At 62.0% G+C, this 26,356-nt stretch carries 24 protein-coding genes; 7 read left to right on the forward strand and 17 right to left on the reverse strand.

The window, feature by feature from the left end; translation table 11 throughout:
- Nucleotides 1–145: 145 nt before the first annotated feature.
- The 5 genes from ilvA to ilvG form a co-directional block, all read right to left on the reverse strand.
- Nucleotides 146–1,666, reverse strand: coding sequence for a threonine ammonia-lyase, biosynthetic (gene ilvA, locus LRL22_RS13200; RefSeq protein WP_043823214.1), 1,521 nt, complete (start codon nucleotides 1,664–1,666; stop codon nucleotides 146–148).
- A gap of 3 nt (nucleotides 1,667–1,669) precedes the next feature.
- Nucleotides 1,670–3,511, reverse strand: a complete 1,842-nt coding sequence (gene ilvD / locus LRL22_RS13205) for a dihydroxy-acid dehydratase (protein WP_270905548.1) — start codon at nucleotides 3,509–3,511, stop codon at nucleotides 1,670–1,672.
- A 143-nt stretch (nucleotides 3,512–3,654) separates the two neighbouring features.
- On the reverse strand, nucleotides 3,655–4,599 hold the full coding sequence (locus LRL22_RS13210; protein WP_236397756.1) for a branched-chain amino acid transaminase: 945 nt from the start codon (nucleotides 4,597–4,599) through the stop codon (nucleotides 3,655–3,657).
- A gap of 12 nt (nucleotides 4,600–4,611) precedes the next feature.
- On the reverse strand, nucleotides 4,612–4,902 hold the full coding sequence (gene ilvM, locus LRL22_RS13215) for an acetolactate synthase 2 small subunit (RefSeq protein ID WP_042079763.1): 291 nt from the start codon (nucleotides 4,900–4,902) through the stop codon (nucleotides 4,612–4,614).
- Entirely contained in the window at nucleotides 4,899–6,545 is a 1,647-nt protein-coding gene (gene ilvG, locus LRL22_RS13220) for an acetolactate synthase 2 catalytic subunit (RefSeq protein WP_179902783.1), read from the reverse strand. The genes ilvM and ilvG overlap by 4 nt, the downstream gene beginning before the upstream one ends.
- 384 nt (nucleotides 6,546–6,929) lie before the next feature.
- On the opposite strand from ilvG, the gene LRL22_RS13225 reads away from it, so the two are divergent.
- The 3 genes from LRL22_RS13225 to LRL22_RS13235 all read left to right on the forward strand — a co-directional run bounded on the left by LRL22_RS13225 (nucleotide 6,930) and on the right by LRL22_RS13235 (nucleotide 10,442).
- Nucleotides 6,930–8,444 (forward strand): YifB family Mg chelatase-like AAA ATPase, encoded by a 1,515-nt coding sequence (locus LRL22_RS13225; protein ID WP_245132244.1) that lies wholly within the window; start codon nucleotides 6,930–6,932, stop codon nucleotides 8,442–8,444.
- A gap of 126 nt (nucleotides 8,445–8,570) precedes the next feature.
- Nucleotides 8,571–9,470: an acyltransferase gene (locus LRL22_RS13230; RefSeq protein ID WP_270905549.1), complete on the forward strand. Its 900-nt coding sequence runs from the start codon at nucleotides 8,571–8,573 to the stop codon at nucleotides 9,468–9,470.
- A 6-nt stretch (nucleotides 9,471–9,476) separates the two neighbouring features.
- Nucleotides 9,477–10,442 (forward strand): acyltransferase, encoded by a 966-nt coding sequence (locus LRL22_RS13235; RefSeq protein ID WP_270905550.1) that lies wholly within the window; start codon nucleotides 9,477–9,479, stop codon nucleotides 10,440–10,442.
- Here LRL22_RS13235 and LRL22_RS13240 read toward each other — a convergent pair.
- Complete coding sequence (locus LRL22_RS13240; protein WP_042079758.1) at nucleotides 10,367–10,873, reverse strand: DUF523 domain-containing protein; 507 nt, start codon at nucleotides 10,871–10,873, stop codon at nucleotides 10,367–10,369. The two genes, LRL22_RS13235 and LRL22_RS13240, sit on opposite strands and share 76 nt — an antisense overlap.
- Complete coding sequence (locus LRL22_RS13245) at nucleotides 10,870–11,520, reverse strand: NUDIX hydrolase (protein WP_005339607.1); 651 nt, start codon at nucleotides 11,518–11,520, stop codon at nucleotides 10,870–10,872. Before LRL22_RS13245 ends, LRL22_RS13240 begins: the two co-directional genes overlap by 4 nt.
- A 74-nt stretch (nucleotides 11,521–11,594) precedes the next feature.
- On the opposite strand from LRL22_RS13245, the gene LRL22_RS13250 reads away from it, so the two are divergent.
- The gene (locus LRL22_RS13250) at nucleotides 11,595–12,230 is read left to right on the forward strand and encodes a nicotinamidase (protein WP_005356142.1); all 636 of its coding nucleotides are present in this window, start codon (nucleotides 11,595–11,597) and stop codon (nucleotides 12,228–12,230) included.
- Between the two features lie 89 nt (nucleotides 12,231–12,319).
- The gene (pncB, locus tag LRL22_RS13255; RefSeq protein ID WP_270905551.1) at nucleotides 12,320–13,498 is read left to right on the forward strand and encodes a nicotinate phosphoribosyltransferase; all 1,179 of its coding nucleotides are present in this window, start codon (nucleotides 12,320–12,322) and stop codon (nucleotides 13,496–13,498) included.
- Nucleotides 13,499–13,569: 71 nt separating this feature from the next.
- Here pncB and LRL22_RS13260 read toward each other — a convergent pair whose 3' ends face one another.
- The 9 genes from LRL22_RS13260 to rph all read right to left on the reverse strand — a co-directional run bounded on the left by LRL22_RS13260 (nucleotide 13,570) and on the right by rph (nucleotide 23,037).
- Nucleotides 13,570–14,178, reverse strand: a complete 609-nt coding sequence (locus tag LRL22_RS13260) for a thiol:disulfide interchange protein DsbA/DsbL (protein WP_005339604.1) — start codon at nucleotides 14,176–14,178, stop codon at nucleotides 13,570–13,572.
- 137 nt (nucleotides 14,179–14,315) lie between these two features.
- Nucleotides 14,316–15,305, reverse strand: coding sequence for a serine/threonine protein kinase (locus tag LRL22_RS13265; RefSeq protein ID WP_270905552.1), 990 nt, complete (start codon nucleotides 15,303–15,305; stop codon nucleotides 14,316–14,318).
- 103 nt (nucleotides 15,306–15,408) lie between these two features.
- The gene (gene ccoG / locus LRL22_RS13270; RefSeq protein ID WP_005357450.1) at nucleotides 15,409–16,860 is read right to left on the reverse strand and encodes a cytochrome c oxidase accessory protein CcoG; all 1,452 of its coding nucleotides are present in this window, start codon (nucleotides 16,858–16,860) and stop codon (nucleotides 15,409–15,411) included.
- A gap of 155 nt (nucleotides 16,861–17,015) precedes the next feature.
- Nucleotides 17,016–17,279, reverse strand: coding sequence for a YihD family protein (locus tag LRL22_RS13275; protein WP_005339598.1), 264 nt, complete (start codon nucleotides 17,277–17,279; stop codon nucleotides 17,016–17,018).
- 30 nt (nucleotides 17,280–17,309) lie between these two features.
- Nucleotides 17,310–18,464 carry a GGDEF domain-containing protein gene (locus LRL22_RS13280; RefSeq protein WP_005339596.1) on the reverse strand — a complete coding sequence of 385 codons (1,155 nt, stop codon included), beginning with the start codon at nucleotides 18,462–18,464 and terminating at the stop codon, nucleotides 17,310–17,312.
- 127 nt (nucleotides 18,465–18,591) lie between these two features.
- The gene (gene cueR / locus LRL22_RS13285) at nucleotides 18,592–18,981 is read right to left on the reverse strand and encodes a Cu(I)-responsive transcriptional regulator (protein ID WP_270905553.1); all 390 of its coding nucleotides are present in this window, start codon (nucleotides 18,979–18,981) and stop codon (nucleotides 18,592–18,594) included.
- Nucleotides 18,982–21,411 carry a heavy metal translocating P-type ATPase gene (locus LRL22_RS13290; RefSeq protein ID WP_270905554.1) on the reverse strand — a complete coding sequence of 810 codons (2,430 nt, stop codon included), beginning with the start codon at nucleotides 21,409–21,411 and terminating at the stop codon, nucleotides 18,982–18,984.
- A gap of 180 nt (nucleotides 21,412–21,591) precedes the next feature.
- Nucleotides 21,592–22,245 carry an orotate phosphoribosyltransferase gene (pyrE, locus tag LRL22_RS13295; RefSeq protein ID WP_139747657.1) on the reverse strand — a complete coding sequence of 218 codons (654 nt, stop codon included), beginning with the start codon at nucleotides 22,243–22,245 and terminating at the stop codon, nucleotides 21,592–21,594.
- A 75-nt stretch (nucleotides 22,246–22,320) separates the two neighbouring features.
- The gene (rph, locus tag LRL22_RS13300; RefSeq protein WP_005339589.1) at nucleotides 22,321–23,037 is read right to left on the reverse strand and encodes a ribonuclease PH; all 717 of its coding nucleotides are present in this window, start codon (nucleotides 23,035–23,037) and stop codon (nucleotides 22,321–22,323) included.
- 147 nt (nucleotides 23,038–23,184) lie between these two features.
- Between rph and LRL22_RS13305 the strand changes: the two genes are divergently transcribed.
- A complete protein-coding gene (locus tag LRL22_RS13305; RefSeq protein ID WP_270905555.1) occupies nucleotides 23,185–24,048 on the forward strand; it encodes a YicC/YloC family endoribonuclease in 864 nt (287 codons plus the stop codon).
- A gap of 120 nt (nucleotides 24,049–24,168) precedes the next feature.
- Here LRL22_RS13305 and LRL22_RS13310 read toward each other — a convergent pair whose 3' ends face one another.
- The gene (locus LRL22_RS13310; RefSeq protein WP_270905556.1) at nucleotides 24,169–25,074 is read right to left on the reverse strand and encodes a LysR substrate-binding domain-containing protein; all 906 of its coding nucleotides are present in this window, start codon (nucleotides 25,072–25,074) and stop codon (nucleotides 24,169–24,171) included.
- A gap of 119 nt (nucleotides 25,075–25,193) precedes the next feature.
- On the opposite strand from LRL22_RS13310, the gene LRL22_RS13315 reads away from it, so the two are divergent.
- Nucleotides 25,194–26,321: an S-(hydroxymethyl)glutathione dehydrogenase/class III alcohol dehydrogenase gene (locus tag LRL22_RS13315; RefSeq protein WP_270905557.1), complete on the forward strand. Its 1,128-nt coding sequence runs from the start codon at nucleotides 25,194–25,196 to the stop codon at nucleotides 26,319–26,321.
- The last annotated feature ends 35 nt before the right edge of the window (nucleotides 26,322–26,356 follow it).

The raw sequence follows: 26,356 nt of genomic DNA on the forward strand, positions 1-26,356 counted from the left end.
CGTAAAAATCACCTATGTACCTATTCACACTGTTTTGCCAGTTAAACCATGACGTTGCGTCGTACGGAGTGGACCTATCCACACGCAGCAATAGAAAAGGGAGGCATAACGCCTCCCTCCTGATGAGTTGTTGCAGCCCCCTTGCTCAACTGGCTAGGAACAGCCGGTAGGCGGGGTCGTCGCTCACCTCTTTCCAGCCGTAGCCAATCTCGCGCAGGTAGTCGTGGAAGGCTGCTACGTCCTCGTCCGGCAGCTCGAAGGCACAGAGCACCCGGCCGTAGTCGGCACCATGGTTGCGGTAGTGGAACAGGCTGATGTTCCAGCGACAGCCTAAGGTCTCGAGGAAGCGCATCAGGGCACCAGGCTGCTCCGGAAACTTGAAGCTGTAGAGACGTTCACCAAGGGGCCGGGCCGGGCGGCCGCCAATCATGTAACGCACGTGGTTCTTGGCCAGCTCGCTCTCGGTCATGTTGACCACCGGGTAGCCGTTGCCACCGAGCTGATCGATGATCTGACCCAGCTCCTCATCACCGCCGGTGAGACGCACCGAGACGAACAGCGACGCCTGCTCGGCATCGGCGTAGCGATAGTTGAACTCGGTCACCATGCGCGGCCCGAGCTGACGGCAGAAGTCGAGGAAGGCCCCCTTGCGCTCGGGGATGGTCACCGCCAGCATGCCCTCGCGCTTCTCGCCAATCTCGCAGCGCTCCGACACGTAGCGCAAGCTGTGGAAGTTGACGTTGGCGCCGGAGAGAATGGCCGCCATCCGCCCCCCTTTGACTTGCTCCCGCTCGCTGTAGGCCTTGAGGCCCGCCAGCGACAGGGCCCCCGACGGCTCGGCGATGGCACGGCAGTCGTCGAAGATGTCTTTGAGCGCGGCGCAGATCTGGTCGTTGGAGACGGTCACTACCTCGTCCAGATACTGGTTGCAGAGGCGGAAGGTCTCCTCGCCGATGCGCTTGACCGCCACCCCGTCGGCAAACAGCGAGACCCGCTCCAGATTGACCGGCTCGCCAGCCGCCATGGCCGCCTTGAGGCAGGCGGACCCCTCCGCCTCCACCCCGATCACCTTCACATCCGGCAGCAGTTGCTTGATATAGACCGCCACCCCGGCGGCCAACCCACCGCCGCCCACCGGCACAAAGACGTGAGTGAGGTGGGTATCCTGCTCCAGCAACTCCTTGCCGATGGTGCCCTGCCCGGCGATCACCTCGACGTCGTCAAACGGCGGGATCAGGGTGTAACCCTCCAGCTCGGAGAGGCGGCGGCTCTCGCCATAGGCCTCGTCGAAGCTGTTGCCAAACAGCATGACGTTGCCTCCCTGCCGGCGCACCGCGTCGATCTTGATGTCCGGCGTGGTCTTGGGCATCACGATGATCGCCTTGATACCGAGCTTGGCGGCCGAGAGGGCGACCCCCTGCGCGTGGTTGCCAGCAGAGGCGGCGATGACGCCGCGCGCTTTCTGCTCCTCGGTCAGGGTGGCGATCTTGTGGTAGGCACCGCGCAGCTTGAAGGAGTGGACCGGTTGCAGATCCTCCCGCTTCAGGCTGACGTGGTTGCCGAGCCGCTCGGAGAGTTTCTTCAGGGTTTGCAAGGGGGTGACCCGCGCCGCCTCATAGACGGGGGAGAGCAACACCTTGCGTAGATAATCCGCCGCAGAGACCATGATTTATTCCCCCAGCATTGAGCGATCGCGCACCGCGCCTTTATCGGCGCTGGTGGCGAACATGGCATAGGCGCGCAGGGCAAAGGAGACCTGACGCTGACGATCGAGCGGCTTCCAGCCACGGGCTTCCACGGCGACGCGGCGGGTAGCAAGCACGCTGTCGGCCACCTCCAGCACCATGCTGCGGGCCGGGATGTTGATGCTGATGATGTCGCCATCCTCCACCAGACCTATAGTGCCGCCGGAAGCGGCTTCCGGCGAGACGTGGCCGATGGAGAGGCCCGAGGTGCCGCCGGAGAAGCGGCCATCGGTGATCAGGGCGCACGCCTTGCCCAATCCCATGGATTTCAGATAGGTGGTGGGGTAGAGCATCTCCTGCATGCCTGGGCCCCCTTTCGGCCCTTCGTAGCGGATCACCACCACCTCGCCCGCTTTCACGGTACCGTCGAGGATGCCGTTCACCGCGCTCTCCTGACTCTCGAACACCCGGGCAGGGCCACGGAAGGTGAGGTTCTCCTCATCCACCCCGGCAGTCTTGACGATGGCGCCATTGACAGCGAGGTTGCCAGAGAGCACCGCCAGACCGCCCTCCTGACTGTAGGCGTTGTCCAGCGAGCGGATGCAGCCTTCGGCTCTGTCCAGATCCAGCTCTGGCCAGCGACAATCCTGACTGAACGCCTTGGTGGTGCGGATACCGGCAGGGCCGGCGCGGTAGAAGTCCACCACCTCCTGACTCGGCTGGCGGCTGACGTCATATTCATTGAGCTGTTCGACGAGGGAGCAACCCAGCACGGTGCGGGTATCCCCATGCACCAGACCCGCTTTTTCCAGCTGGCCCAGAATCGCTACCACACCACCGGCGCGGTGCACATCTTCCATATGGTACTTCTGGGTAGAGGGCGCCACCTTGCACAGTTGCGGCACCTTGCGCGACATGCGGTCGATATCGGCCATGGTGAAGTCGACACCCGCCTCCTGCGCCGCCGCTAGCAGGTGCAGTACGGTATTGGTGGAGCCGCCCATGGCGATATCGAGCGCCATGGCGTTCTCGAACGCCGCCTTGGTGGCGATATTGCGCGGCAGAGCGGTCTCGTCATCCTGCTCATACCAGCGTTTGGCCAGCGTCACGATGCGCTGGCCCGCCAGCTTGAACAGCTGCTCACGATCGGCGTGGGTCGCCAGCAGCGAGCCGTTACCCGGCTGGGAGAGGCCAAGCGCCTCGGTCAGACAGTTCATGGAGTTGGCGGTAAACATGCCGGAGCAGGAGCCGCAGGTGGGGCAGGCGCTGCGCTCCACCTGTTCGCTCTGGGCGTCGGAGACCTTGGGATCGGCGCCCTGGATCATGGCATCCACCAGATCCAGCTTGATGATCTGGTCGGAGAGCTTGGTCTTGCCCGCTTCCATCGGGCCGCCGGAGACAAAAATGACCGGGATATTGATACGCAGGGCCGCCATCAGCATCCCTGGGGTGATCTTGTCGCAGTTGGAGATGCAGACCATAGCATCAGCGCAGTGGGCGTTGACCATGTACTCCACCGAGTCGGCGATCAGCTCCCGGGATGGCAGGGAGTAGAGCATGCCGCCGTGGCCCATGGCGATGCCGTCATCCACAGCGATGGTGTTGAACTCCTTGGCAACGCCACCCGCGGCTTCGATCTCGCGGGCCACCAGCTGGCCCAGATCCTTGAGGTGGACGTGGCCCGGCACGAACTGGGTGAAGGAGTTGACCACGGCGATGATGGGTTTGCCGAAATCCTGATCGGTCATTCCGGTGGCACGCCACAGGGCGCGGGCCCCGGCCATGTTACGTCCGTGGGTGGTGGTGGCGGATCTCAACTTCGGCATGTCTCTACTCCCTGAATGCCCATATGGGCTCGATGCGTTATGCGGTGATGATACGAGTGGATCGGAATCGATCCTGGTGAAGGCTTCTCTGAGAAGCGCTCACCGGAAGCGACTCGGGGAGGCACAGCGCCTCCCCTCTCTTATCAGTCGTTGACGGGCGTCAGCCAGCCCCACTTGTCCTCGGTCTGGCCATTGAACAGGCCGAAGAAGGCGTTTTGCAGCTGCTCGGTCACCGGGCCACGGCAACCGGCGCCCACCTGCATCCGATCCACCGAGCGCACCGGGGTCACCTCGGCGGCGGTGCCGGTCATGAAGATTTCGTCTGCGACATAGAGCGCCTCACGGGGCAGCGCCTGCTCGCGGACCTCATAACCCAAGTCGCGCGCCAGCGTCATGATGGTGTCGCGGGTGATGCCGGGCAGGATGGCGGCGGTAGCGGGCGGGGTGAACAGCACGCCATTCTTCACCAGGAACAGGTTCTCCCCCGCCCCTTCGCTCAGGTAGCCGTTCACATCCAGCGCTAGCCCCTCGGCGAAGCCGTTGCGCTTGGCCTCACGGCTGATCAGCTGGGATGACAAATAGTTGCCGCCCGCCTTGGCACCGGTGGGAATGGTGTTGGGAGCGAGCCGGTTCCACGAGGTGACACAGACATCCACCCCGTTTTTCAGTCCCTCTTCCCCCAGATAGGCGCCCCACGGCAGGGCGGCCACCATCAGGTCAGCCTTGGCATCCAGCGGCGGATGCAGCCCCAGCCCCACGTTGCCGACAAAGGCCAGCGGGCGCAGGTAGCCGCTCTTCAGGCCGTTCTCGCGCACCACGGTGCGGCAGGCTTCATTCACGTCGGACTCGCTGTAGGGGACGTCCATCCAGTAGATCTTGGCGGAGTCGAACAGGCGGCGGGTGTGCTCCTGCAGACGGAAGATACAGGTGCCTTTGGGGGTATCGTAGGCACGCACACCCTCAAACACCGAGGAGCCGTAGTGCAGGGCGTGGCTCATTACGTGCACCTGGGCATCCTGCCAGGGCACCAGTTTGCCGTTGAACCAGATGTATTGGGGGTGAGTGGCGGATTGGGAAGGCTGTGACATTGGCTTGGCTCCTTAAGCTCTGATCCGGGGTTGCTGTTCCAGTGCATCGACCCGGGAGACGTCCACCAGCTTCACCAGCTGGCTCCACAACTGCTGGATGGGACGCACCGACTCGACAGTAACCGTGATCCGCAGCTGTTGGCAATCCTGCTCCGCTCTCGTTTCCATAGTGAGGGCGCAGAGATTGAAGCCGCGGTGACGCACCACCCGCAGCACCCGCTCCATCACTTCCGGTCTGGGCTGGGCGTGGATATGCAGGGTGTGCTGTGCAAATGCTGGTTGTGCAAGGGTGTGCGGGTTCATGGGCGTTGCTCCATCATCTGGTGGTTGGCGACTCCCGGCGGAACCAGGGGCCAGACGTTTTCTTCCTCTGAAATAGCCACATGCAGCAGATAGGCACTCTCGCTTGCCAGCAGGCGATCGAGGGCTCCGGCTATCTGCTCCTTGCATGTGATGGTCTCGCCGGGGATGCCGAAAGCAGCAGCCAGGGCGACGAAGTCGGGGTTGTCGGAGAGGATGGTCTCGCTGTAGCGGCCGTCGAAGAACAGCTCCTGCCACTGGCGCACCATGCCGAGGCGCTGGTTATCCAGCAGCACCATCTTCACCTTGAGCTGAGCGCGGCGGATGGTGCCGAGCTCCTGCACGTTCATCATGAAAGAGCCATCACCGCTCACCAGTACCACTTCATCCTCCGGGCGCGACATCTTGGCCCCGATGGCGGCAGGCAGGCCGAAACCCATGGTGCCGAGACCGGCGCTGGAGAGGTGGTTGCGCGGGCTGGTGAAACGCATGTGCTGGGCCACCCACATCTGATGCTGACCCACATCGCAGGCCACCACGCTGCTCTCCGGCAGCCGGGCAGAGAGCTGCTTGAGCAGGGCCGGGGCGTAGATGGCCTGACCCGGGTGGTCGTAGCGAAATGCATATTCGCGGGCCATGGCGGCGCAGTGTTCACGCCAGGGGGCGATGTCGAGAGTCATGGCGAGGCGCGGCAGCACCTGTTTGAGATCCGCGGTGATCCCCACCTCGGCGGCGCGGCGCTTGCCGAACTCGGCGGCATCCACATCGAGATGGATCACCTTCGCTTCGGGGGCGAACTCCTCCAGCTTGCCGGTCACCCTGTCGTCGAAACGGGCACCCACCACCAGCAGCAGATCGCACTGCTGCACCGCATAGTTGGCCGCCTTGGTACCGTGCATGCCGAGCATGCCGAGGTAAACGGCGCTGTCGGGGTCGAGCGCGCCAATCCCCTTGAGGGTGGTGACCGCTGGCATGCCGGTTGCGGCAGCAAAGTCGCGCAACTGCTGCTCGGCATTGGCCATGCCCACTCCGCCACCGACGTAGAGCACCGGGCGCTCGGCGGCAGCCAGCAGGGTGCGGGCCGCGGCCAGATCCGAGGGGTTGAGCACCTCCGGCTCTTCCACTGCAAACAGCGGGCTCTGGGCAGGCACCGCGGCCAGTTGCACATCCTTGGGGAGATCGATCAGCACAGGGCCGGGGCGACCTTCGGTGGCGATAGCGAAAGCCTCTGCCAACACCCGCCCCAGATCGGCGGCATCGGTCACCATGAAGGAGTGCTTGGTACAGGAGAGGGACATGCCGAGCACGTCGACCTCCTGAAACGCATCGGTGCCGATGGCGGAACAGGGCACCTGACCGCTGATGGCCACCAGCGGCACCGAATCGAGCAGCGCCTCCGCCAGACCGGTTACCAGATTGGTAGCGCCGGGGCCGGAAGTAGCGATGCAGACCCCCACCTGACCGGAGGCGCGAGCATAACCGACCGCGGCCATGGCGGCACCCTGCTCGTGGCGGCAGAGCTGATGGGCCAGACCACCGTCATACAGAGCATCGTAGACCGGCATGATGGCCCCGCCCGGGTAACCAAACACCTGGGTCACACCCTGTTTCTTGAGAGCCTGTACCAAAAACTGCGCGCCGTTCATGTGGAAAATCCTGTCCTTTGGTCGAAAAAAAACCCCCGAGCTGTGAGGCTCGGGGGTCGCTTGTTTCGTTCTGTCCGGTGGTGGGTCTATCCCTTGTTCCGTGCAGCTAAACGAGCCCCGAGCGGTGAGATAATAATCACCACTAGGACCACAATAATGCTGACGAAACGGGAGGCCATGTTCATAGTTACAACCGGAAATCCTGTGAAATTGGGGCGGTTTCTACCGCGAATGGCTATTAGAACTAGCACGGTGATTTTTATTGGGCAAGCCTTTTTTCTGTGACAACCCACTGATTTTGGCTATTCCTCAGCCGGAACTCTGGAATAAAAAACCAACAACAAGCAGTTAGTCAGAACATATATCAACTCAAGGACGGGATTTATGTCATTAGCTGTGGTTTATAGCCGTGCCAGCCTCGGGATCGCGGCCCCGCAAGTTACAGTGGAAGTTCACCTCTCCAACGGCCTGCCCGCCTTCAACATGGTCGGCCTGCCGGAAACCTCGGTGAAGGAGTCGCGGGATCGGGTGCGCAGCGCCCTGCTCAACGGCAATTTCGAGTTCCCGAGCAAACACATCACCGTCAATCTGGCCCCCGCCGATCTGCCCAAGGAGGGAGGCCGCTTCGATCTGGCTATCGCTATCGGCATTCTCGCCGCTTCCAAGCAGATACCGGCAAAATATCTGCTCGATCACGAATTTTTAGGGGAGTTGGCCCTGACAGGCGAAATTCGTCCCGTACTCGGGGTACTGCCTGCCGTACTCGCCTGCCGGGATGCGGGACGCACCCTGCTGGTACCGCGAGAGAACGGCCCGGAAGCCTCTCTCATTCAGGATGCCGAGGTGCGCACCGCCCATCAGCTGCTGGCCGTCACAGCTTGGCTGGCAGGCCAGTACGAACTGCCGCTGCCGGATCCCCAAAGCGCGGAGAGCCTGCCAGATGTGCCGGACCTGCAGGATGTGATCGGCCAGTCACAGGCCAAGCGGGCGCTGGAGATCGCCGCCGCCGGCAGCCACAACCTGCTGTTCATCGGCCCGCCCGGCACCGGCAAGAGCATGCTGGCGAGCCGATTGCCCGGCATCTTGCCGCCGCTGAGCGAGCAGGAGGCGCAGCAGACCGCCGCAATCCACTCCATCGGTGGCCTCACCCCGCGCGCCGGTCACTGGCACCACAGACCCTATCGCACGCCCCACCACAGTGCCTCAGCGGTGGCGCTGGTGGGCGGTGGCAGCCACCCGCGGCCCGGCGAAATTTCGCTGGCCCACAACGGGGTGCTGTTTCTGGATGAATTGCCCGAATTCGAGCGCAAGGTGCTCGACTCCCTGCGTGAGCCGCTGGAGACGGGCCACATCACCATCAGCCGGGCCGCCCGCCAGGTGGATTTTCCCGCCCGCTTCCAGCTGGTCGGCGCCATGAATCCCAGCCCCTGTGGCCACTATGGCGACGGCCAGACCCGCTCCAGCCCGGATCAGATCTTGCGCTACCTCGGCAAGCTCTCCGGCCCCTTTCTCGACCGCTTCGATCTGACTGTGGAAGTGCCACTGCTACCCAAGGGGAGCCTGACCGGCAAGGCGGAGCGGGGGGAGTCGAGCCAGCAGATCCGCGATCGGGTACTGGTGGCACGGGAGCGCATGCTGAGTCGCAACGGCAAGCTCAACAACCTGCTGGATAGCCGTGAGATAGAGGATATTTGCCGCCTATCACCGCAAGATGCCGAATTTTTGGAGAACGCCATCCAGAAGCTGGGGCTCAGCATCCGGGCCTGGCATCGCATCCTGCGGGTGTCACGCACCATCGCCGATCTGGCCGGGCAACCCGCCATCGGCAAGGAGCATCTTATCGAGGCGCTCGGTTATCGCGCCATGGACCGGCTGCTGTCGCGACTGCGCAGCAGCTGACAGAAGGGAAAGGGTGAGTCCGACCCCATAACGGCTCTGAATGGTCTCACGGGCAATCGGCTGATATTATGGCCACAGATCTGACCACTTGATGGCCCTTTATCGACAGCAAGACGGACCCGACTCATGCCCAACAAGCTGACAGAGCGACTGCGCGGCAGCCTCTCCACCCTGCTCTATTTTTTCAACACCCTCTTCTGGTTTGTCCCCATCTTCTCGCTGGGTCTGCTCAAGCTCCTGCTCCCCCTCAAGGGGTGGCGCACCCTCTGCAACTGGCTGCTCGATGGCTGTGCCAGCTGCTGGATCGGTTTCAACAATCTGATCCAGAAAACCATCATCAAAACCCCTTTCGAGGTGGTCGGAGTGGACAAAGGGCACCGGAATGAGTGGTATATGGTGATTGCCAACCATCAATCCTGGGTCGACATACTGGTACTGCAGCGGGTTTTTAACCAAAAAATCCCCTTCCTGAAGTTTTTCCTCAAGAAAGAGCTGATTTGGGTACCTTTTCTCGGTCTGGCATGGTGGGCGCTCGACTTCCCCTTCATGCGGCGATATTCCAGGAAATTTCTGGAAAAGCATCCCCATCTGAAGGGAAAAGACATTGAAACAACCCGTAAAGCCTGTGCCAGGTTCCGCCACATTCCGGTGAGTGTGATGAACTTCGTCGAAGGCACCCGCTTCACCAAGGGCAAACATCAGAAGCAGGGTTCGCCCTATCGTCACCTGCTCCAACCGAAAGCAGGCGGCATCGCCTTTACCCTGGCAGCCATGGGTGACCAGTTGCATCAACTGGTGGATGTCACCATCGCCTATCCGGACGGCATCCCCAGCTACTGGGACTTCATGTGTGGCCGGGTCAGGCAAATCAAGGTTCAGGTCCGCTATTTGCCGATCGACCGCAAGCTGGTGGGGGATTACTTCAATGACCCCGAGTTCCAACAAGAGTTTCAACAGTGGTTGAACGGGATCTGGCACGAAAAGGACCAGACCCTGAGCCAACTGCTGGCAACCAAGGCGCAGTAAACATTCATGCTATCCCTGCTTCCCGGCCCGCTGGTGCTGATCATCAGCGCGGGCCTGACCATCCTTTTCACCGCCTTGTGCGCCAGCCTGATCCTGCTGGTGTCGCTGGCCAAACTAGTACTGCCGATCCCGGCCTTTGGCCGCGCCTGCAGCCGCCTCAACAACCGCCTCATGAGACTGTGGCTTGCCTGCAATGCGCTGGTGATCCGCCTCACCACCCGTATTGACTGGCAGGTGGAGGACAATACCAAGCTGCGCAAGGATGGCTGGTATCTCATCATCAGCAACCATATGAGCTGGACCGATATCGTGGTGCTCGGCCACCTGTTCCGCGATAGGCTGCCGGCGCCCAAGTTCTTCATGAAGCACGAGCTGATCTACATCCCGCTGCTGGGGCTCGCCTGCTGGGGGCTCGATATGCCCTTTATGCGTCGCTACTCACGGGAGTTTTTGCTGAAGAACCCGCACCTGCGCGGCAAGGATATCGAGACCACCCGCAACGCCTGCGAGAAGTTTCGCCACATCCCTACTACCGTCATCAACTTCGTGGAAGGGACCCGCTTCACCGAGCAGAAACGGGATGCGGCCCGCTCCCGCTATCGTCACCTGATGCCGCCCAAGGCGGCAGGACTGGCCTTTACACTGGCGGCCATGGGCGAGCAGTTCGACAGCCTGATCAATGTCACCATCCGCTATCCGGACAACGCCGAGACCCCGTTCAAGGACTTCCTGATGGGACGGGTAAAACGCATTCAGGTGCGGATTGAGGAGCTGCCGGTGAATGAGCAGCTGATAGGAGATTACTTCAACGACAAGCAGTTCAAGCGCGGTTTTCAGGAGTGGCTAAACCAGCGCTGGCAGGAGAAGGACGAGGTGCTGGAGGGGTGGCAGAGCGGTCAGGCGCCGCTGCCGGTTGCCGCCAAATCCGGGGAGGAATCCAAAGAGAGTGCCGAGGCCAACTCGACCAACTGATCTTCGGAAAAAACGGCAATACCGTGGCGGCGTAGCAGGGCGGTAGTCTTGCCCTCGCCCGCCACAGAAACCCCTTCAAAGCGGCCGTTATAGATACGGCCGCTGCCACATGAGGGGCTCCCCTCTTTCAGCAGGGCGAAGCGAATGCCCTGCGTCTGACAGATTTCCAGCGCCAGCTCGGCGCCGCAATCAAACTCGGCTGTCACATCCACTCCGCTTGCCGTCACTACCCGTTCGCCCTGTCGCTCGGCAGGAGGGCGCGGGGTCGGCAAACCGCCCGCCACTTCGGGGCAGAAGGCCAGCGCCCGCCCCTCGGCACCCAGCGCACTCAGCCAGTCGCTGACGATCCCCTTGCTCTGGCCGTCGTAACGCACCGGCTGACCCAGCAGGCAGGCACTCACCAGCACCTTGTGCACGCCGGTCTCACTCATGCTTCCGCTCCATGCATCACCTGATCGAACATCACGCAGCAGGGGCTCTCCAGCCGGTAGAGGATGGCAGGACGCTGTTTGCCGGTGCGCTTGCGGCCGGTATCCACCAGAATGTCGGCGCGATGGATCCGCTTGCGAAATGCCGCCGTATTCATGGGAGTCTGCAGGATGATTTCGAAGGCGCGCTGCACCTCGGATAGGGTGAACTCGGGCCCCAGCAGTTGCAGTGGCAGGGTGCTGTAGCGGCTCTTGATCCGCAACCGCTCCAGCCCCTTGGCGATGAGCTGGACATGGTCGAAGGCGAGGCTCAGCCCCGGCAGGTTGGCGAGCGGATGCCAGCAACCGTGGATCGCTTCCACTTCCGGATCAACCAGACAGAGATAGACCAAGGTCGTGGACCAGCCGCGGGGATCCCGCTCCAGATTGCCGAGGGTGCAGACCTGCTCGCTGTAGCAGTGACCGAGCCCCCACTCCGCCAGCAGACGGCGCTGGGCGGCATCCAGATCCCGATCCCGGGTCTCATCGATGCGCAGCGCAGGCAGTTGCCAGCAGTGGGCAAAGGGGGGGCGATCGCGGGTCTCGAGCAGCAGTTCGAGCCGCTCCTCATGCAACCGCAGCACCACCATATCCAGACTCATTCTCAGCATGCCGATCGCCCTGCTCGCCTTCCATTAATGTTTGGTAGATAATATCACACGAATAGTATGTGCAGGAGCCAATCATGGGAACCGTCGCCAGCCTGGATATTGATGCGCAGAAGGGCTTTACCCCCCTCTGCCCGAACGAACTGCCCGTCGCGGGCGGTGATGATATTGTGGCTGCGCTAAACGCTCAGGCCACCCTCGCCACGCTGCGGATCGGCAGCAAAGACTCTCACCCCGCCAATGCCGACTGGGCCGTCTCTGACCCCGCCGGCATGCTGCTGCCGCTGGACCTGCCCAATGCAGACCTCACCTGGCCGGTGCACTGCGTACCGGGCAGCAAGGGCTTTGAGCTGCTCGACGGCCTGCCCGCCCCCATCGACTATGACTTCTTCGTCTGGAAGGGGGTCGAACCGGATCTCCATCCCTACGGCACCTGCTTCCACGACCTGGCCGAACGGCGCAGCACCGGACTCATCGAATTCCTGCAAGCCCGCCAGGTCGATACCGTACTGGTCGGCGGCCTCGCCACCGACTACTGTGTCAAAACCAGCGTGCTGCAACTGCGCCGCGCCGGTTTCCGGGTAATCGTCCATCTCGATGCCTGCCGTGGCATCGCCCCCGCGACGGTTGCCAGCGCCCACACCCAGATGATCGAGGCAGGGGCCGAACTGGCCCAGACCCTGATCGATGTACAACGCCTGCTGGACGCCTGATATGCCCGCAATCCTCACCAGCCTATCCGATAGCGGCTCCTGCAATTTAACTATGCAACTGGCGTTCGCTCGCCTGCGGGGAGCCTGATATGCCACCGATTCTTACCAGCCTGCTCGACACCGACGCCTACAAGCTGCATATGCAGCAGGCGGTGTTCCATCGCTATCCGGATGCCGAGGTGGTGGCCGAGTTTCACAGCCGCAATGAAGAGGATCTGCTGCCCATGATGGGGCAGATCGAGGAGCAACTGCGCCTCGCCGGTTCCCTGCGACTGACCAAGCCAGAGCTCGATTTTCTGGCCGAGCGTCCCTTCTTCACCCCTGACTACCTCGACCACCTGCGCCGCAAGCCACTCGACGCCTCGCTGCTCAAAGTGTTCGAGCAGGATGGCCGCATCAATGTGCGGGTCGAGGGCCCCTGGCAGGATGTGATCCTGTGGGAAATCCCGGTGCTCGCCATCATCAGCGAGATGCGCAACCGCTTCCGCTACCCCCAGTTCGGCGTCAGCCACGCGCTGGAGCGGCTCGATCAGAAGATCGACAAGCTGGAGAAGGAGCTGAGCAGCGACGAGATGAGCGAGTTTAACCTCATCGACTTCGGCACCCGCCGCCGCTTCTCTCACGCGGTACAGGATGCTGTAGTGGGTCGCCTCAAGGAGCGGCTGCCGGCGTTTCGCGGCACCAGCAACTACATGCTGGCCCAGAAGTACAAGCTGCCCGCGGTCGGCACCCAGGCCCATGAGTGGTTCCAGGCGCACCAGCAGCTCGGCTTCCCGCTGGAGCACAGCCAGCGCGCTGCCCTCACCAGCTGGCTGGACGAGTTCACCGACCATCTCGGCATCGCACTGACCGACTGCATCACCATGGATGCCTTCCTGCGGGACTTCGACTTCGAGCTGGCCAGCAGCTATCAGGGCTTGCGCCACGACTCAGGCGATCCCGTCGTGTGGGGCGAGAAGGCGATCAGCCACTATCAGCGGCTCGGCATCGACCCCACCGACAAGACCCTGGTCTTCTCCGACGGGCTCAACCTCGACAAGGCGGTGCAGCTGTTCCGCCACTTCCGTGGCCGCATCAACACCAGTTTCGGCATCGGCACCAAGCTCACCTGCGATCTGCCCGGTGTCAACCCGATGAACATCGTCTTCAAGCTGATCGAGTGCAATGGCGGCCCGGTTGCCAAGATCTCCGACAGCCCGGGCAAGACCCTCTGCCGGGATGCAGAGTTTATCCGCAACCTCAAACAGGCGTTCCACGTCGGGGTCTGATCTTCCCGACAATCAGAAAACAAAAAGCCCGCCGGTTCGCACCGGCGGGCTTTTTATCGACTCAAGGGGTATCAGTCTTTCTTGGCCAGCAGGAACTGCACCAGCTTGTTGAACTGCTCTTGAGAGGTGATGGATTCAATCTTCACCATGTACTTGCCGTTCACCAGGAAAGCCGGTACACCGCGAATGTTGTAGCTCTCGGTGTTGCGATCGAACTGGGAGACCATGCCGGAGACGGCGAAGCTGTCGACGGCACCGTCGAACTCTTCAGCCGGTACGCCGTTGTCCACGAAGATCTTCTTCACATCGTCACGGCTCATCGGCGGCTGACGCTGGGTGTGGATCTTGGTGAAGATGGCCGGAGTCAGCTTGGCTTCGGCATTGAGCAGGCTGGCAACGGCATAGGCACGCTGCATCTCGGGGCCCATTTCGCGGCCGAGGAAGGCAACCGGGTTCTTCTTGAGGGGCACACCCTCTGGCAACCCGGCCTTCAACTGTTCAACGATCGGTTCGAAGGTAGCGCAGTGCGGGCAGTAGTAGGAGAAAAACTCCATCACTTCCGGCTGGGCACTGCCAGTCTGTTTGACCACATCGTAGTTGACGCCTTCCTTGAACTCGGGGGCGGCGTGAACCATGGGGATCATCAGCATGGCAGCAAGGAAAAATAGAACTTTTTTCATGATGTTTCCTGTTAAGGGATCACTGTGAGGCACGCCCGGCGAACCGAAGCAGTGCCAAGCCTATTGTTTCGCCATGCTGACGTCAATGGTCAGGGCCGGAGATCGAGTCCCTCTTGCCACGCAAGATCCCTTCAATTTCACCAGTTTGGCATCAGGTTCAGCGGTGGTGCCTTGAGCGCCTCCAGCTGATCGTGCAGGGTCGCAATCTGCTGGCGCCAGTAGTGATCGGTATTGAACCAGGGGAAGTGACGGGGGAAGGCGGGATCTTCCCAGCGCCGTGCCAGCCAGGCCATGTAGTGGACGATGCGCATCGCCCGCAGCGGCTCGATCAGCGCCAGCTCCCGCGAGTCGAACTCCATAAACTCCTCGTAGCCCGCCAGCAGGGTATCGAGCTGGATCTGCTGCTCGTGGCGCTCGCCGCTCAGCATCATCCAGAGATCCTGAATCGCGGGGCCGGTGCGGCAATCATCGAGGTCGACAAACATGGGGCCATCGCGCCAGAGGATGTTGCCCGGGTGGCAATCGCCATGCAGGGAGATCTGCGCCACATCCAGGGTCATGGCATCGCTGACATGTTTAATCAGCTCGTCCAGCACCCCGAAGAATTGCTTCGCCAGCCCGCTTGGCAGCCACTCGCCAGACGCCAGCAGCTGACGCGGTTCGTGCAGCATGCTCTCCACATCGAGCCGCACCCGATGATGAAACGGCTTGCTGGCGCCGATCTGATGAATGCGACCGAGGAAACGCCCCACCCACTCAAGCTGGTCGAGATTATCCACCTCGAACTGGCGGCCACCGACGCTCTGCCAGATGGCAAAGGGGTAGCCCTCGTGCTCCAGCAGGGTCTCGCCCTCGAAGGCGAGCGGTGCGGCGACCGGGATCTCAGCCTCGGCGAGACGGGTGGCAAACTCGTGCTCCTCGAGGATCTGGGCCCTGCTCCAGCGGCCGGGACGGTAGAACTTCACCACATAGCGGCGACGATCCTCATCCTGAAACTGGTAGACCCGGTTTTCGTAGCTGTTGAGCTCGATAAGGCCGGAGTCGAGCCGCAGGCCACTGAGATCGAGCGCATCCATGATGAGGTCGGGATTGAGGTCGGAATAGTTGAAACGCATGTCATCCACCATAAGAAAGGGGCGCCGTTGCGCCCCATTCTATCACTACTGATCGGCATTGCCGTGCTCGCTGGTGACCGGACAGTTGTCACGCCCCGCCCGCAGCCACACGCAGTTACAAGCGGCTGATAAACTTGCTGCCCTGGCGCAGGTTGCCCTTGCTGTCATCGGGCGCCGCACCCTCCCGTTTCAGCACGAACTGGATATCCAGCGCCGGCCGTTTCAGGTTGTAAGGATCGACCGCCAGACTGACCGGCAGGGTGTAGATCTCGCCCGCCTTCAGGGTCACTTCACGGGGGCCGAACCACTGATACTCGGGCAAGCCCTCCACATCCAGCTGGTAGGTCTGGGACTGCAGGGTCTTGTTGAGGATCTTGAGGGTGTAGGTGTTCTCGATGAGCCCCTCGCTGTTTTCGCGGAACAGCTGGTTGCGATCCCGCAGGATATCGAGCCCCATCGGCATGATGGACATGGCGTTGTAGACAAACACCCCCAGCATCACCGCCATCACCAGCCCGTAACCGATCAACTTGGGCCGAGCCACATGGGTGGAGTCGTTGGCCAGCTTGTGCTCTGTGGTGTAGCTGATGAGCCCTTTCGGGTAGCCCATCCGCTCCATGGTCTGGTCGCAGGCATCGACGCAGGCGCCGCAGTTGATGCACTCGTACTGCAGGCCATCGCGGATATCGATACCGGTCGGGCAGACCTGCACGCAGAGATCGCAGTCGATACAGTCGCCCAGCCCCATCGCCTTGGGATCTGCCTTGCGGGAGCGGGCGCCACGGGTCTCGCCACGCTTGGTGTCATAGCCGACGATGAAGGTGTCCTTGTCGAACATGGCGGACTGGAAGCGGGCATAGGGGCACATGTGGATACACATGATGGCACGCATCCAGCCAGCGTTACCGTAGGTGATGATGGTGAAGAAGATCACCCAGAACAGCACCCATCCACTGGCCTGCAGGGTGAAGAGGTCCGGCACCAGTTCAGTCACATCCTGGAAGTAGGCGACGAAGGTCAGGCCGGTCACCAGCGAGATCGCCAGCCAGGCCAGATGCTTGGCCCCTTTGCGAGCCAGCTTCTCGCCGCTCCAGGGCGCCTCGTCCAGCTTGCGCCGCTTGTTGGCGGGCCCCTCCAGCTTCTCTTCAAACCAGATGAACATGAAGGTCCAGACCGTCTGCGGGCAGAGATAGCCACACCAGACCCGACCGAGGAAGGTGGTAATAAAGAAGAGTCCGAAGGCGGCGATCATGAAGAGCCAGGCGAGCAGGGTCAGATCCTGCGGCCAGATGGTGGCGCCAAAGATATGGAACTGCTGGTGACCGAGGTCGAACAGCACCGCCTGTCGCCCGTCGTAACGCAGCCAGGGCAGCAGCACGAACAGCGCCACAAAGAACCAGCCCATGGCCTTGCGCATCCGCTGCCAATACCCTTTCTGGGCCCGCACATAGATGCGGTTACCCGGGTTGAATCTGTCGTCGCTGGCTTTGAACGTATTGGGGTTGAAGGTCCCGGTTACGCCCTTGTCGGTGACGTCCTTGATATCGATTTTATCGTGGTCGGCCATTGCAAGACATCGCTCCCTTATTTGTTATGGAGCGGATTATATCTTAAACAGCATGCTAATTGTGTGGATTAGATGTATCTAATATTGGGGTTGGATCGCAATTTTCGGCAACAAAAAAGCGCATCACCCCGAGGTGATGCGCTTCCGCTAAAGATTCACTTGATTCCGCGTGCCTTGAGCAGTGCCTCTTTGAAATCGGGCACATGATCCTTGGCCAGACCGGGGATCATCGCCTGCTTGTCGGATTCCCGCATCTTGAGGTGATAGATCAGCATGTCGTCGGTCAGCTCGGACAGAGGCCCTTCAAATCCCGCTTCTTGGGCCAGTTTGGCAACAAACTGCACCAGGCTGAGATCCTGTTCCTTGATCCAGGCAGGCTGCAACAACTCCAGCAGCTCTTCGATACGATGACATTGCATAGACAACCTCTTTAATCTGTCACGTTAAATTCAGGCAACCTTACCCATCAAGGCTACTTCGATTCGATCCCGCCCATTATGCTTGGCCTGATAGAGTGCCGCATCCGCTTTTTGGATCAAATCGGCGATTTTCATGCTGTTGTCCGGTATCAGTGTCGCAACACCAAAACTACATGTGACCCGACCGGAGACCAGTGACTTCTGGTGCGGGATGGCCAGCTCCTTGAGTGCCTGCCGGACATTGTCCGCCACCTGCAGTGCCCCCTGCATGCCGGTGCAGGGCAGCAGCAAGGCAAACTCTTCCCCCCCGTAACGGGCCGCCAGATCGTCCTCGCGCCGCTCCACCTCGGCCAGCAGCCCCGCCACCTGTTGCAGGCAGTCATCCCCCAGCTGATGGCCGTAAAGATCGTTGAACTGCTTGAAGTAATCCACATCCACCAGCACCAGCGACAACGGCGCCCGGGCGCGATGGCAGCGCCGCCAAGCCCGCTCCAGAGAGTCGTCGAGATGGGCGCGGTTGGCGATGCCGGTCAGGCCGTCGAGGCGGGAGGTGAGACGCAAATGCTCGGAGACCGCCTTCAGTTCGGCCACCAGTTCGGCGTTGGAGAAACGGTGGTGGAGCGAGGCGATCTGATCTCGCCGCATCCGGCGCAACAGAGTTGGCAGAAAGACAAACAGATAGCCGGCCAGCATGCAGGAGACGATCCGCTCCTGCTCGTTGCCATTGCCCAGCTCGAACAGCATCGCCATGCCCAGCGGCAGGGCGGAACCATAGAGGGTGCGGCGGCTGCCAAACAGCATGATGGCGCTGCCGGTAAGAATGAGGCTGGAGAGCATCATCATGGCGGCCCGGTAGGTATCGGGCAGCTTGTCCATGTAGAGCAGCACCCCGAGAGCCCAGATGATGGAGGTGATGGTGGCTCCGATAAAGAGCTCCCGCTCCAGCACTGGCAGCGGTGTCTGGTGCAGGCGGGCTCGGCGCCAGCGCAGGTGCCAGCCCCGACCCAGCAGCCACAGGAAAGTGCCTGCCAGCCAACCGAGCGCTTCGATGGCGGGTAGATAGTCGTGAAACAGCAGACTCCAGCCAAATGCCAACACGCCCAAACAGGGGAGACTGAACGATGCATGGGTATAGAGCTGGGCCATAATGGCCTGCTTAACCTGGCGTGTCACACTCTGGGTCAACTGAGTACTCCTGTACAAGAGCCGAGCAGTCTACCATTACCCCCTGACCCGCAACAATAAAGCGCCGCTTATTAAGAAGTTAATCAATCAACAACGATTTCTTCTGCGCTGGCAGGTGAGTCCTTGCTCACCCCTTCTCCAATTCGTCGAGGATCGGGCACTCGGGATTTTCATCCCCGTGGCAGCAGCAAACCAACCCTTCCAGGGAGGTAAGCATGGCCTGCAACCCGGCGATGCGGGAGCGCAGATCGACGATCTTCTCCTGCGCCAGCTTCTTCACCTGGGCGCTGGTTCTGTGTTCATCCCGATAGAGCGCCAGCAGCTCCTGACACTCCTCCAGATTGAAGCCGGTCTCCCGCGCCCGCTTGACGAAACGCAACTCCCGCAACGCCCCCTCGGTGTAACTGCGATAGCCGTTGTCACTGCGTACCGGGGCTGTGATGAGGCCAATGCTCTCGTAATAACGGATGGTCTTGGCGGTCAGCCCTGTGGCCTTGGCAACCTTGCTGATGTTCATTTATGCCTCCTTACTGATCGGGTTGGATGCTGGCCCGTGCGCCGCCCTGGGCTGCCAGCGTTTCAATAACAGGGAATTGCTCAAAACGGTAATGCTGCTCAGGGCCATGGCCGCCCCCGCCAGCTCGGGGCTCAGGTAGCCCAGCGCCGCCAGCGGAATGCCGATGATATTGAACACGAAGGCCCAGAACAGATTCTGCTGTATGGTGCGCCAGGTCGCCGCCGAGATGTCGATGGCATCGGCCACCAGCCGCGGGTCGGATCGCATCAGGGTGATGGAAGCAGTCTCCATCGCCACATCGGAGCCGGAGCCCATGGCGATACCGACATCCGCCGCCGCCAGCGCCGGGGCGTCGTTCACTCCATCCCCCACCATCGCCACCAGCCCGCGGGTTTGCCCCCGCAGCGCCTCCACTTTCTCCACCTTGCCCGCAGGCAACACGGAGTCAAAGGCTCCGTCCAGCCCCAGCTTGGCGGCGATATAGGCCACCGGCGCCGGTGCATCGCCACTCACCAGCCAGCTGGCGATACCGCGCTGGCGCAGGGTGGCGATGGCTTCCGTGCTCTCGGGACGCAGGGTATCGGCCAGTGCCGCGATGCCGGCGACCGTGCCATCAACGGCAACCCAAACCCGGGTCGCCCCATCGGCGGCTTGTTCATCCTGTTGCGGCATTTCAATCTCGAGCTGGGCCAGCAGGGAACCATTGCCGATGGCGACACTGTGGCCCGCCACCTGACCGACTATGCCGGCACCGACCCGCACCTCGACCGCCTCCGGCTGAGGCAGTGCCACCCCGCTGCCGACTGCCTCGCGCATGGCCAGCGCCAGCGGGTGTTCGCTCGCCTGCTGCAGGGCGGCAGCGAGGCGCAGTTGCTCGTCATTGCCGCTCCAGCTCGCCAGCACCGGCTTGCCTTGAGTGAGTGTGCCGGTTTTGTCGAAGATGAGCGCCTTGATGGCGTGGGCCTTCTGCAGGGTATCCACATCCTTGATCAGAATGCCGTGACGCGCCGCGACGCCGGTGCCAGTGACGATGGCCGCCGGCGTTGCCAGCCCCAGCGCACAGGGACAGGCGATCACCAGCACCGCCACCGCCGCCAGCAGTGCCTGACCGAAATCGTTGCCGATGGCGTACCACGCCAGCAGGGTGAAGAGGGCGATGGCCATCACCACCGGCACGAACACGGCGGAGACCTTGTCCACCAGCTGTTGCAGCGGGGCCTTGCCCATCTGGGCGCTCTCCACCAGCGCGATGATCTTGCTGAGGCTGGAATCCTCCCCCACCGTAGTGGCTTCAATTTCTAGGACGCCGGAGCGGTTGATGGCACCGCCCAGCACCCAGTCGCCCTCATCGCGCGGCACCGGCAGGCTCTCGCCTGTGAGGATCGACTCGTCCAGTTCGCTGGCGCCGTTCACGATTCTGCCGTCCACCGGCACCCGCTCCCCCACCAGCACCCGCAGCCGATCGCCGCGCAGCACCTCGTCGATGGCGACGCTCTGCCAGCTCTCGCCACGCCAGACAGTGGCAGTTTCCGGCCGCAGCGCCATCAGTTCGCGAATGGCGGACTGGGTGCTGCGTCTGGCCCGAGCTTCCAGCAACTTGCCGAGGGAGATCAGGGTGATGATGATGGCGCTCGCCTCGAAATAGAGCTTGCCGCTGGCGGCCATCCCCAGCGTCAACAACAGATAGAGGCTGTAGAAGTAGGCGGCGCTGGTGCCGGTAGCCACCAGCACATCCATATTGGCTGCGCGGTTCTTGATGGCGAGCCAGGCACCGCGATAGAAGCGGGCGCCGATCCAGAACTGCACCGGGGTGGCGAGCAGCAGCTCCAGCCAGACGGGCAGATGCCAAGGCAGCAGACCGGCCATGGCCAGCATCCCAACCAGCAGCGGCAGGGTCAGCAAAGCCGAGACGATGACCCGGGTCTGCGCCTGACGGGCGCTGGCGGCCTCCTGCACTTCCCGCTCCAGCAACTGCTGGCGGCGACCGCTGGCCGAGCCTTGTGCCAGCTGGGCGCCAAAGCCGAGCGCTTCGATCTGCTCGCGCAAAGCGGCCGGGGTCTGCATCCCGGGTACCAGCACAATCCGGGCCTGTTCGATGGAGAAGTTGACCTCGGCCGAGATAACGCCGGGCAGTGCGGCCAGCATCTTGTTCAGTCGAGCCGAACAACCGGCACAAGTCATGCCGGTAATTTGGAACAAAAAGGTCTCGCTGCCGTAGTCGTAACCCTGACTCTTGATGCTGTCGAGCACCGCAGGCAAACGGTCGGGGCTGGCCAGCTCGATGGCCGCCTGCTCCAGCGCGAAGTTGACGGTGGCCGATACCCCGTCGAGTTTGTTGAGGCTGGTCGCGATGCGGCTGGCGCAGTTGGCGCAGCTCATGCCACTGAGCGGCAACTGCAGATGAATGGGTGGTTGAAGATGAGTGGTCATGTTGTTCCTCCCCGGAACCCGTCGGCACCACAAAACGCCGACAGGCAAACCCTAACCTTTACTGTAAGGGCAAGCTCAAGCCACATGATCCACTTTTTGCAGATGAAAAAAACGGCGCCCGTTTGCTGCCAGAGAACAAACGGGCGCCGCATTCAGCTATTGTGCGGTGTGAGCGGTGACTCAGATACCGTACTGGGCGCGGTAAGCCTTCATGGCAACCAGTTGCTCGGCCAGCTCCGGCTGCTCGGCCTGCTTCTCTTCCAGATACTGGATCAGGTCGCTCATCTGGATGATGGCGATGATGTGGGCGCCGTAGTCACGCTCCACCTCCTGAATGGCGGAGAGCTCGCCCTTGCCCTTCTCCTGACGGTCCAGCGCGATCAGCACTCCCGCCAGCGAGGCGCCGTTGGCCTGGATCAGATCCATGGATTCGCGGATGGCGGTGCCGGCGGTGATGACATCGTCCACCAACATGATGCGCCCCTTGAGCGGGCTGCCCACCAGATTGCCACCCTCGCCGTGATCCTTGGCCTCCTTGCGGTTGAAGCACCAGGGCACATCCACATCGTGCTGCTCCACCAGTTGCACGGCGGTGGCGGAGGCGATGGGGATCCCCTTGTAGGCCGGGCCAAACAGCACATCAAACTCGATACCGGCATCCATCAGGGCGGCGGCATAGAAGCGGCCGAGACGGGCCAGATCGCGGCCACTGTTGAACAGACCGGCGTTGAAGAAGTAGGGGCTTTTACGACCGGATTTCAGGGTAAATTCACCGAATTTGAGGACCTGTTTCTCCAGGGCGAACTCGATAAATTGACGCTGGTAGGCTTTCATTCTGGCTCCTTGCTTGGCTTGTCGTTGTCTTGTGTGGGGGTATAAAAAAACGCGGTCAATGCCGCGTTTTTAAAATCAGGAGAGCGACTGCTTCTGCAGCGCAATGATGTCGGCGATGCCGCCCTTGGCGAGCGCCAGCATCTCCAGCAGCTCTTCGTGGGTGAAGGGCTCGGCCTCCGCGGTGCCCTGCACCTCGATGATGCGACCATCTTCGGTCATCACCACGTTCATGTCGGTCTCGGCGGCGGAGTCTTCGATGTATTCCAGATCGCAGATGGCTTCGCCCTGATACATGCCGACGGATACGGCGGCGATCATCTGCTTGAGCGGGCTCTGCTTGATCATGCCCTTCTCGACCATCCAGTTCAGCGCATCCACCAGCGCCACGCAGGCACCGGTAATGGAAGCAGTGCGGGTGCCGCCATCGGCTTGCAGCACGTCACAGTCAACTGTGATGGAGTGCTCGCCCAGCGCAGTCAGGTCTACCGCCGCGCGCAGGGAGCGGGCGATCAAACGGGAGATCTCCAGAGTACGGCCACTCTGCTTGCCGGAGGCCGCTTCGCGGTTCATCCGGGAGTGAGTGGAGCGCGGCAGCATGCCGTATTCGGCAGTCACCCAGCCCTGGTTCTTCCCTTTCAGGAAGCGCGGCACGCTGGTGTCAACGCTGGCGGTGCAGAGCACGCGAGTGTTACCGAACTCCACCAGCACTGAGCCTTCTGCATGTTTGGTGAAATTGCGGGTAATGGTAACCGGGCGAAGTTGCGCGGCACTGCGATCGCTTGGACGTGACATGGAACGGACCTCTGGGCTGGCTCAAATTGGCGGGGGATTATAAGTGATCCCGCCCCAAATATCAGCCGCTAAAACCTCGGCATCGGCTGACGAGCAGGGCCGGGCTGAGTATACTGGCCGCACACTTCATCAAGCCCGGAACAATCAATGATTCACAGCATGACCGCCTACGCCCGCAAGGAATTCAAGGGCGACTGGGGCACAGCCGTTTGGGAAATTCGTTCGGTCAACCAGCGCTATCTGGAAACCTACATTCGCCTGCCGGAGCAACTGCGCAGCCTGGAGCCGGTACTGCGTGAGCGTTTCCGCGCCAAGCTGCAGCGCGGCAAGGTGGAGTGCAACCTGCGTTTTGAAGCCGCTCAGGCCGCAGCCAGCCAGCTGCACATCAATGAAGAGCTGGCCAAGCTCATCATCGACAGCGCCAACTGGGTAATGAAAGAGGCGGGCCAGGGCCAGCTCAACCCGGTCGACGTGCTGCGCTGGCCAGGCGTCATGGCCGCCGCCGAGCAGGACATGGACGCGGTCGCCACCGAGCTGCTCGGCGGTTTTGACCAGACCATGGAAGATTTCCTCGCCTCCCGCGCCAGCGAAGGGGCCAACCTCAAGGCGCTGATCGAACAGCGTCTGGCCGGCATTCAGGTGGAAGTGAAGAAGGTGCGCGTCCACCTGCCACAGATCATCGAGTGGCAGCGCCAGAAGCTCACCGACCGCCTGGCCGAAGCCAAGGTGGAGCTGGATCCGGCCCGCATCGAGCAGGAGATCGTGCTGCTGGCCCAGAAGATCGACGTGGCCGAAGAGCTGGATCGTCTGGAGATGCACATCAGCGAGACCAACAAGATCATGAAGAAGGGTGGCGCCTGTGGCCGTCGTCTCGACTTCATGATGCAGGAGTTCAACCGCGAGTCGAACACCTTGGGCTCCAAGTCCATCAATACCGAAGTGACCCAGTCCGCCGTCGAGCTGAAAGTCCTCATCGAGCAGATGCGCGAGCAGATCCAGAATATCGAGTAATGGGTCACTGACCATCCGGTTGCTACCTGCAAAAGAGCCCTTGATTCCTCAAGGGCTCTTTTATTTTCAGGCCATCGCACCTGTCGCCCGCCGCCAGTGAGTCAACAGGCGGGGAACACCCTAGCCTATCGGCATCACCAGCGCCGGTTGGTGAGGGTCGCTCAGCCGTTCGGCCAGATAGTCCACCAGCAGCCGCACCTTGGGAGATAAGTGGCGGTTGTGGGGATAGAGGGCCCAGATCCCCTCCGCCGGCGCCCGCAGCTCCGGCAGCAGCTCGATAAGCTCGCCCCGGGCCAGGTGGTCGCTGACGTAGTAGTCCGGCAGCTGGATGATGCCGATCCCCTTGAGCGCCGCATCCAGCAGGGCGTGACCGCTGTTGCAGTGCAGCAGGCCGTGCACCCGCACGCTGTGGGGACGGCCATCCAGGGTGAAGTGCCACTCGTCGCTGTTGCCCACCAGGCAGGTGTGGCGGGTGAGTTCGGAGAGGCTGTTGGGCATGCCGTGGCGGGCGGTATAGGCCGGCGAGGCGCACACATAGGGCACCCGCTGCGCCAGCTTGCGCGCCACCAGGCTGGAGTCCTTGAGATGACCGAGCCGCAGCGCCAGATCGTAGCCCTCGTGTACCAGATCCAGCAGCTGGTTGGTGAGGTTGAGGGTCACCTCCAGCTGGGGGAAGCGCACCATGAAGTCGTTCACCAGCGGGGCGATGCGGCTCTCGCCGTAGGAGACCGGGGCCGTGATGCGCAGGGTGCCCTGCGGCACCGCCTGATGGCGCCCCACCGCCAGCTCCGCCTCATAGAGGTTGTCCAGCAGCTGGCGACAGTGGCGATAATAAATCTCGCCGAGCTCGGTGAGCCGCACCTGACGGGTGGTGCGCAGCAGCAGCTTGGCCTGCAGCCGATCCTCCAGCTGTGCCACCTGCCGGCTCACTTGCGCCACCGACACCCCCAGCTTGCGCGCCGCCGGGGTAAAGCCCCCCTGCTCCGCCACGCTGACAAATTCACAGATCCCTTCCCAGCCGAACATTATTACCTATGTGTAAAAGTGATTTCAGATTTCGCCTTATTATCACCAAATAAGCGGGAAACTACACTGGATGTCCGAACCCATTCACCTCACCCTGCTCAACAATAAGGACATCCGTCATGGCACAGGTTCAAAGCATCAAGTGTAAGGCCGCCATAGCCTGGGGCCCGGGCCAGCCCCTCTCCATCGAAGAGATCGAGGTCATGCCGCCCCAGACGGGCGAAGTGCGGGTGCGCATCGTCGCCACCGGCGTCTGCCACACCGATGCCTTCACCCTCTCAGGTGAAGATCCGGAAGGGGTCTTCCCCTGCATCCTCGGTCACGAGGGGGGCGGCATCGTCGAATCCGTCGGCGAGGGCGTCACCAGCGTCAAGGTGGGCGATCACGTGATCCCGCTCTACACCCCCGAGTGCGGCGAGTGCAAATTCTGCAAATCCGGCAAGACCAACCTGTGCCAGAAGATCCGCGCCACCCAGGGCAAGGGGCTGATGCCGGACGGCACCACCCGCTTCTCCAAGGATGGCCAGCCCATCTATCACTACATGGGCACCTCCACCTTCAGCGAATACACGGTACTGCCGGAGATTTCCATCGCCAAGGTGGACCCGGCCGCCCCGCTGGAAGAGGTCTGTTTGCTCGGCTGCGGCGTCACCACCGGCATCGGCGCCGTGATGAACACCGCCAAGGTGAAAGAGGGTGAGAGCGTCGCCATCTTCGGGCTGGGCGGCATTGGCCTCTCGGCGGTGATCGGGGCTCGTCTGGCCAAGGCCGGTCGCATCATCGCCATCGACATCAACGAGAGCAAGTTCGAACTGGCCCGCAAGCTGGGCGCCACCGACTGCATCAACCCGAACGACTACGACAAACCGATTCAGGAGGTGATCGTCGAGCTGACCGACGGCGGCGTCGACTTCTCGTTCGAGTGCATCGGCAACGTCAAGGTGATGCGTGCGGCGCTGGAGTGCTGCCACAAGGGTTGGGGCGAGTCGGTCATCATCGGCGTGGCCGGAGCGGGTCAGGAGATCAGCACCCGTCCGTTCCAGCTGGTGACCGGTCGGGTCTGGCGCGGCAGCGCCTTCGGCGGGGTACGTGGTCGCAGCGAGCTACCGAGCTATGTGCAGCGCTATATGCAGGGTGAGTTCCGCCTCGATGACTTCATCACCCACACCATGCCGCTGGAACAGATCAACGAGGCGTTCGAGTTGATGCACCAAGGCAAGAGCATCCGCACCGTCATCCACTACTGAGCATGATCGCCCCGCCCGCCTTCGTGGGCGGGGTG

It is taken from the genome of Aeromonas sp. PI_26, assembly GCF_027854445.1.
In the GTDB taxonomy this organism is placed as follows: Bacteria; Pseudomonadota; Gammaproteobacteria; order Enterobacterales; family Aeromonadaceae; genus Aeromonas; species Aeromonas veronii.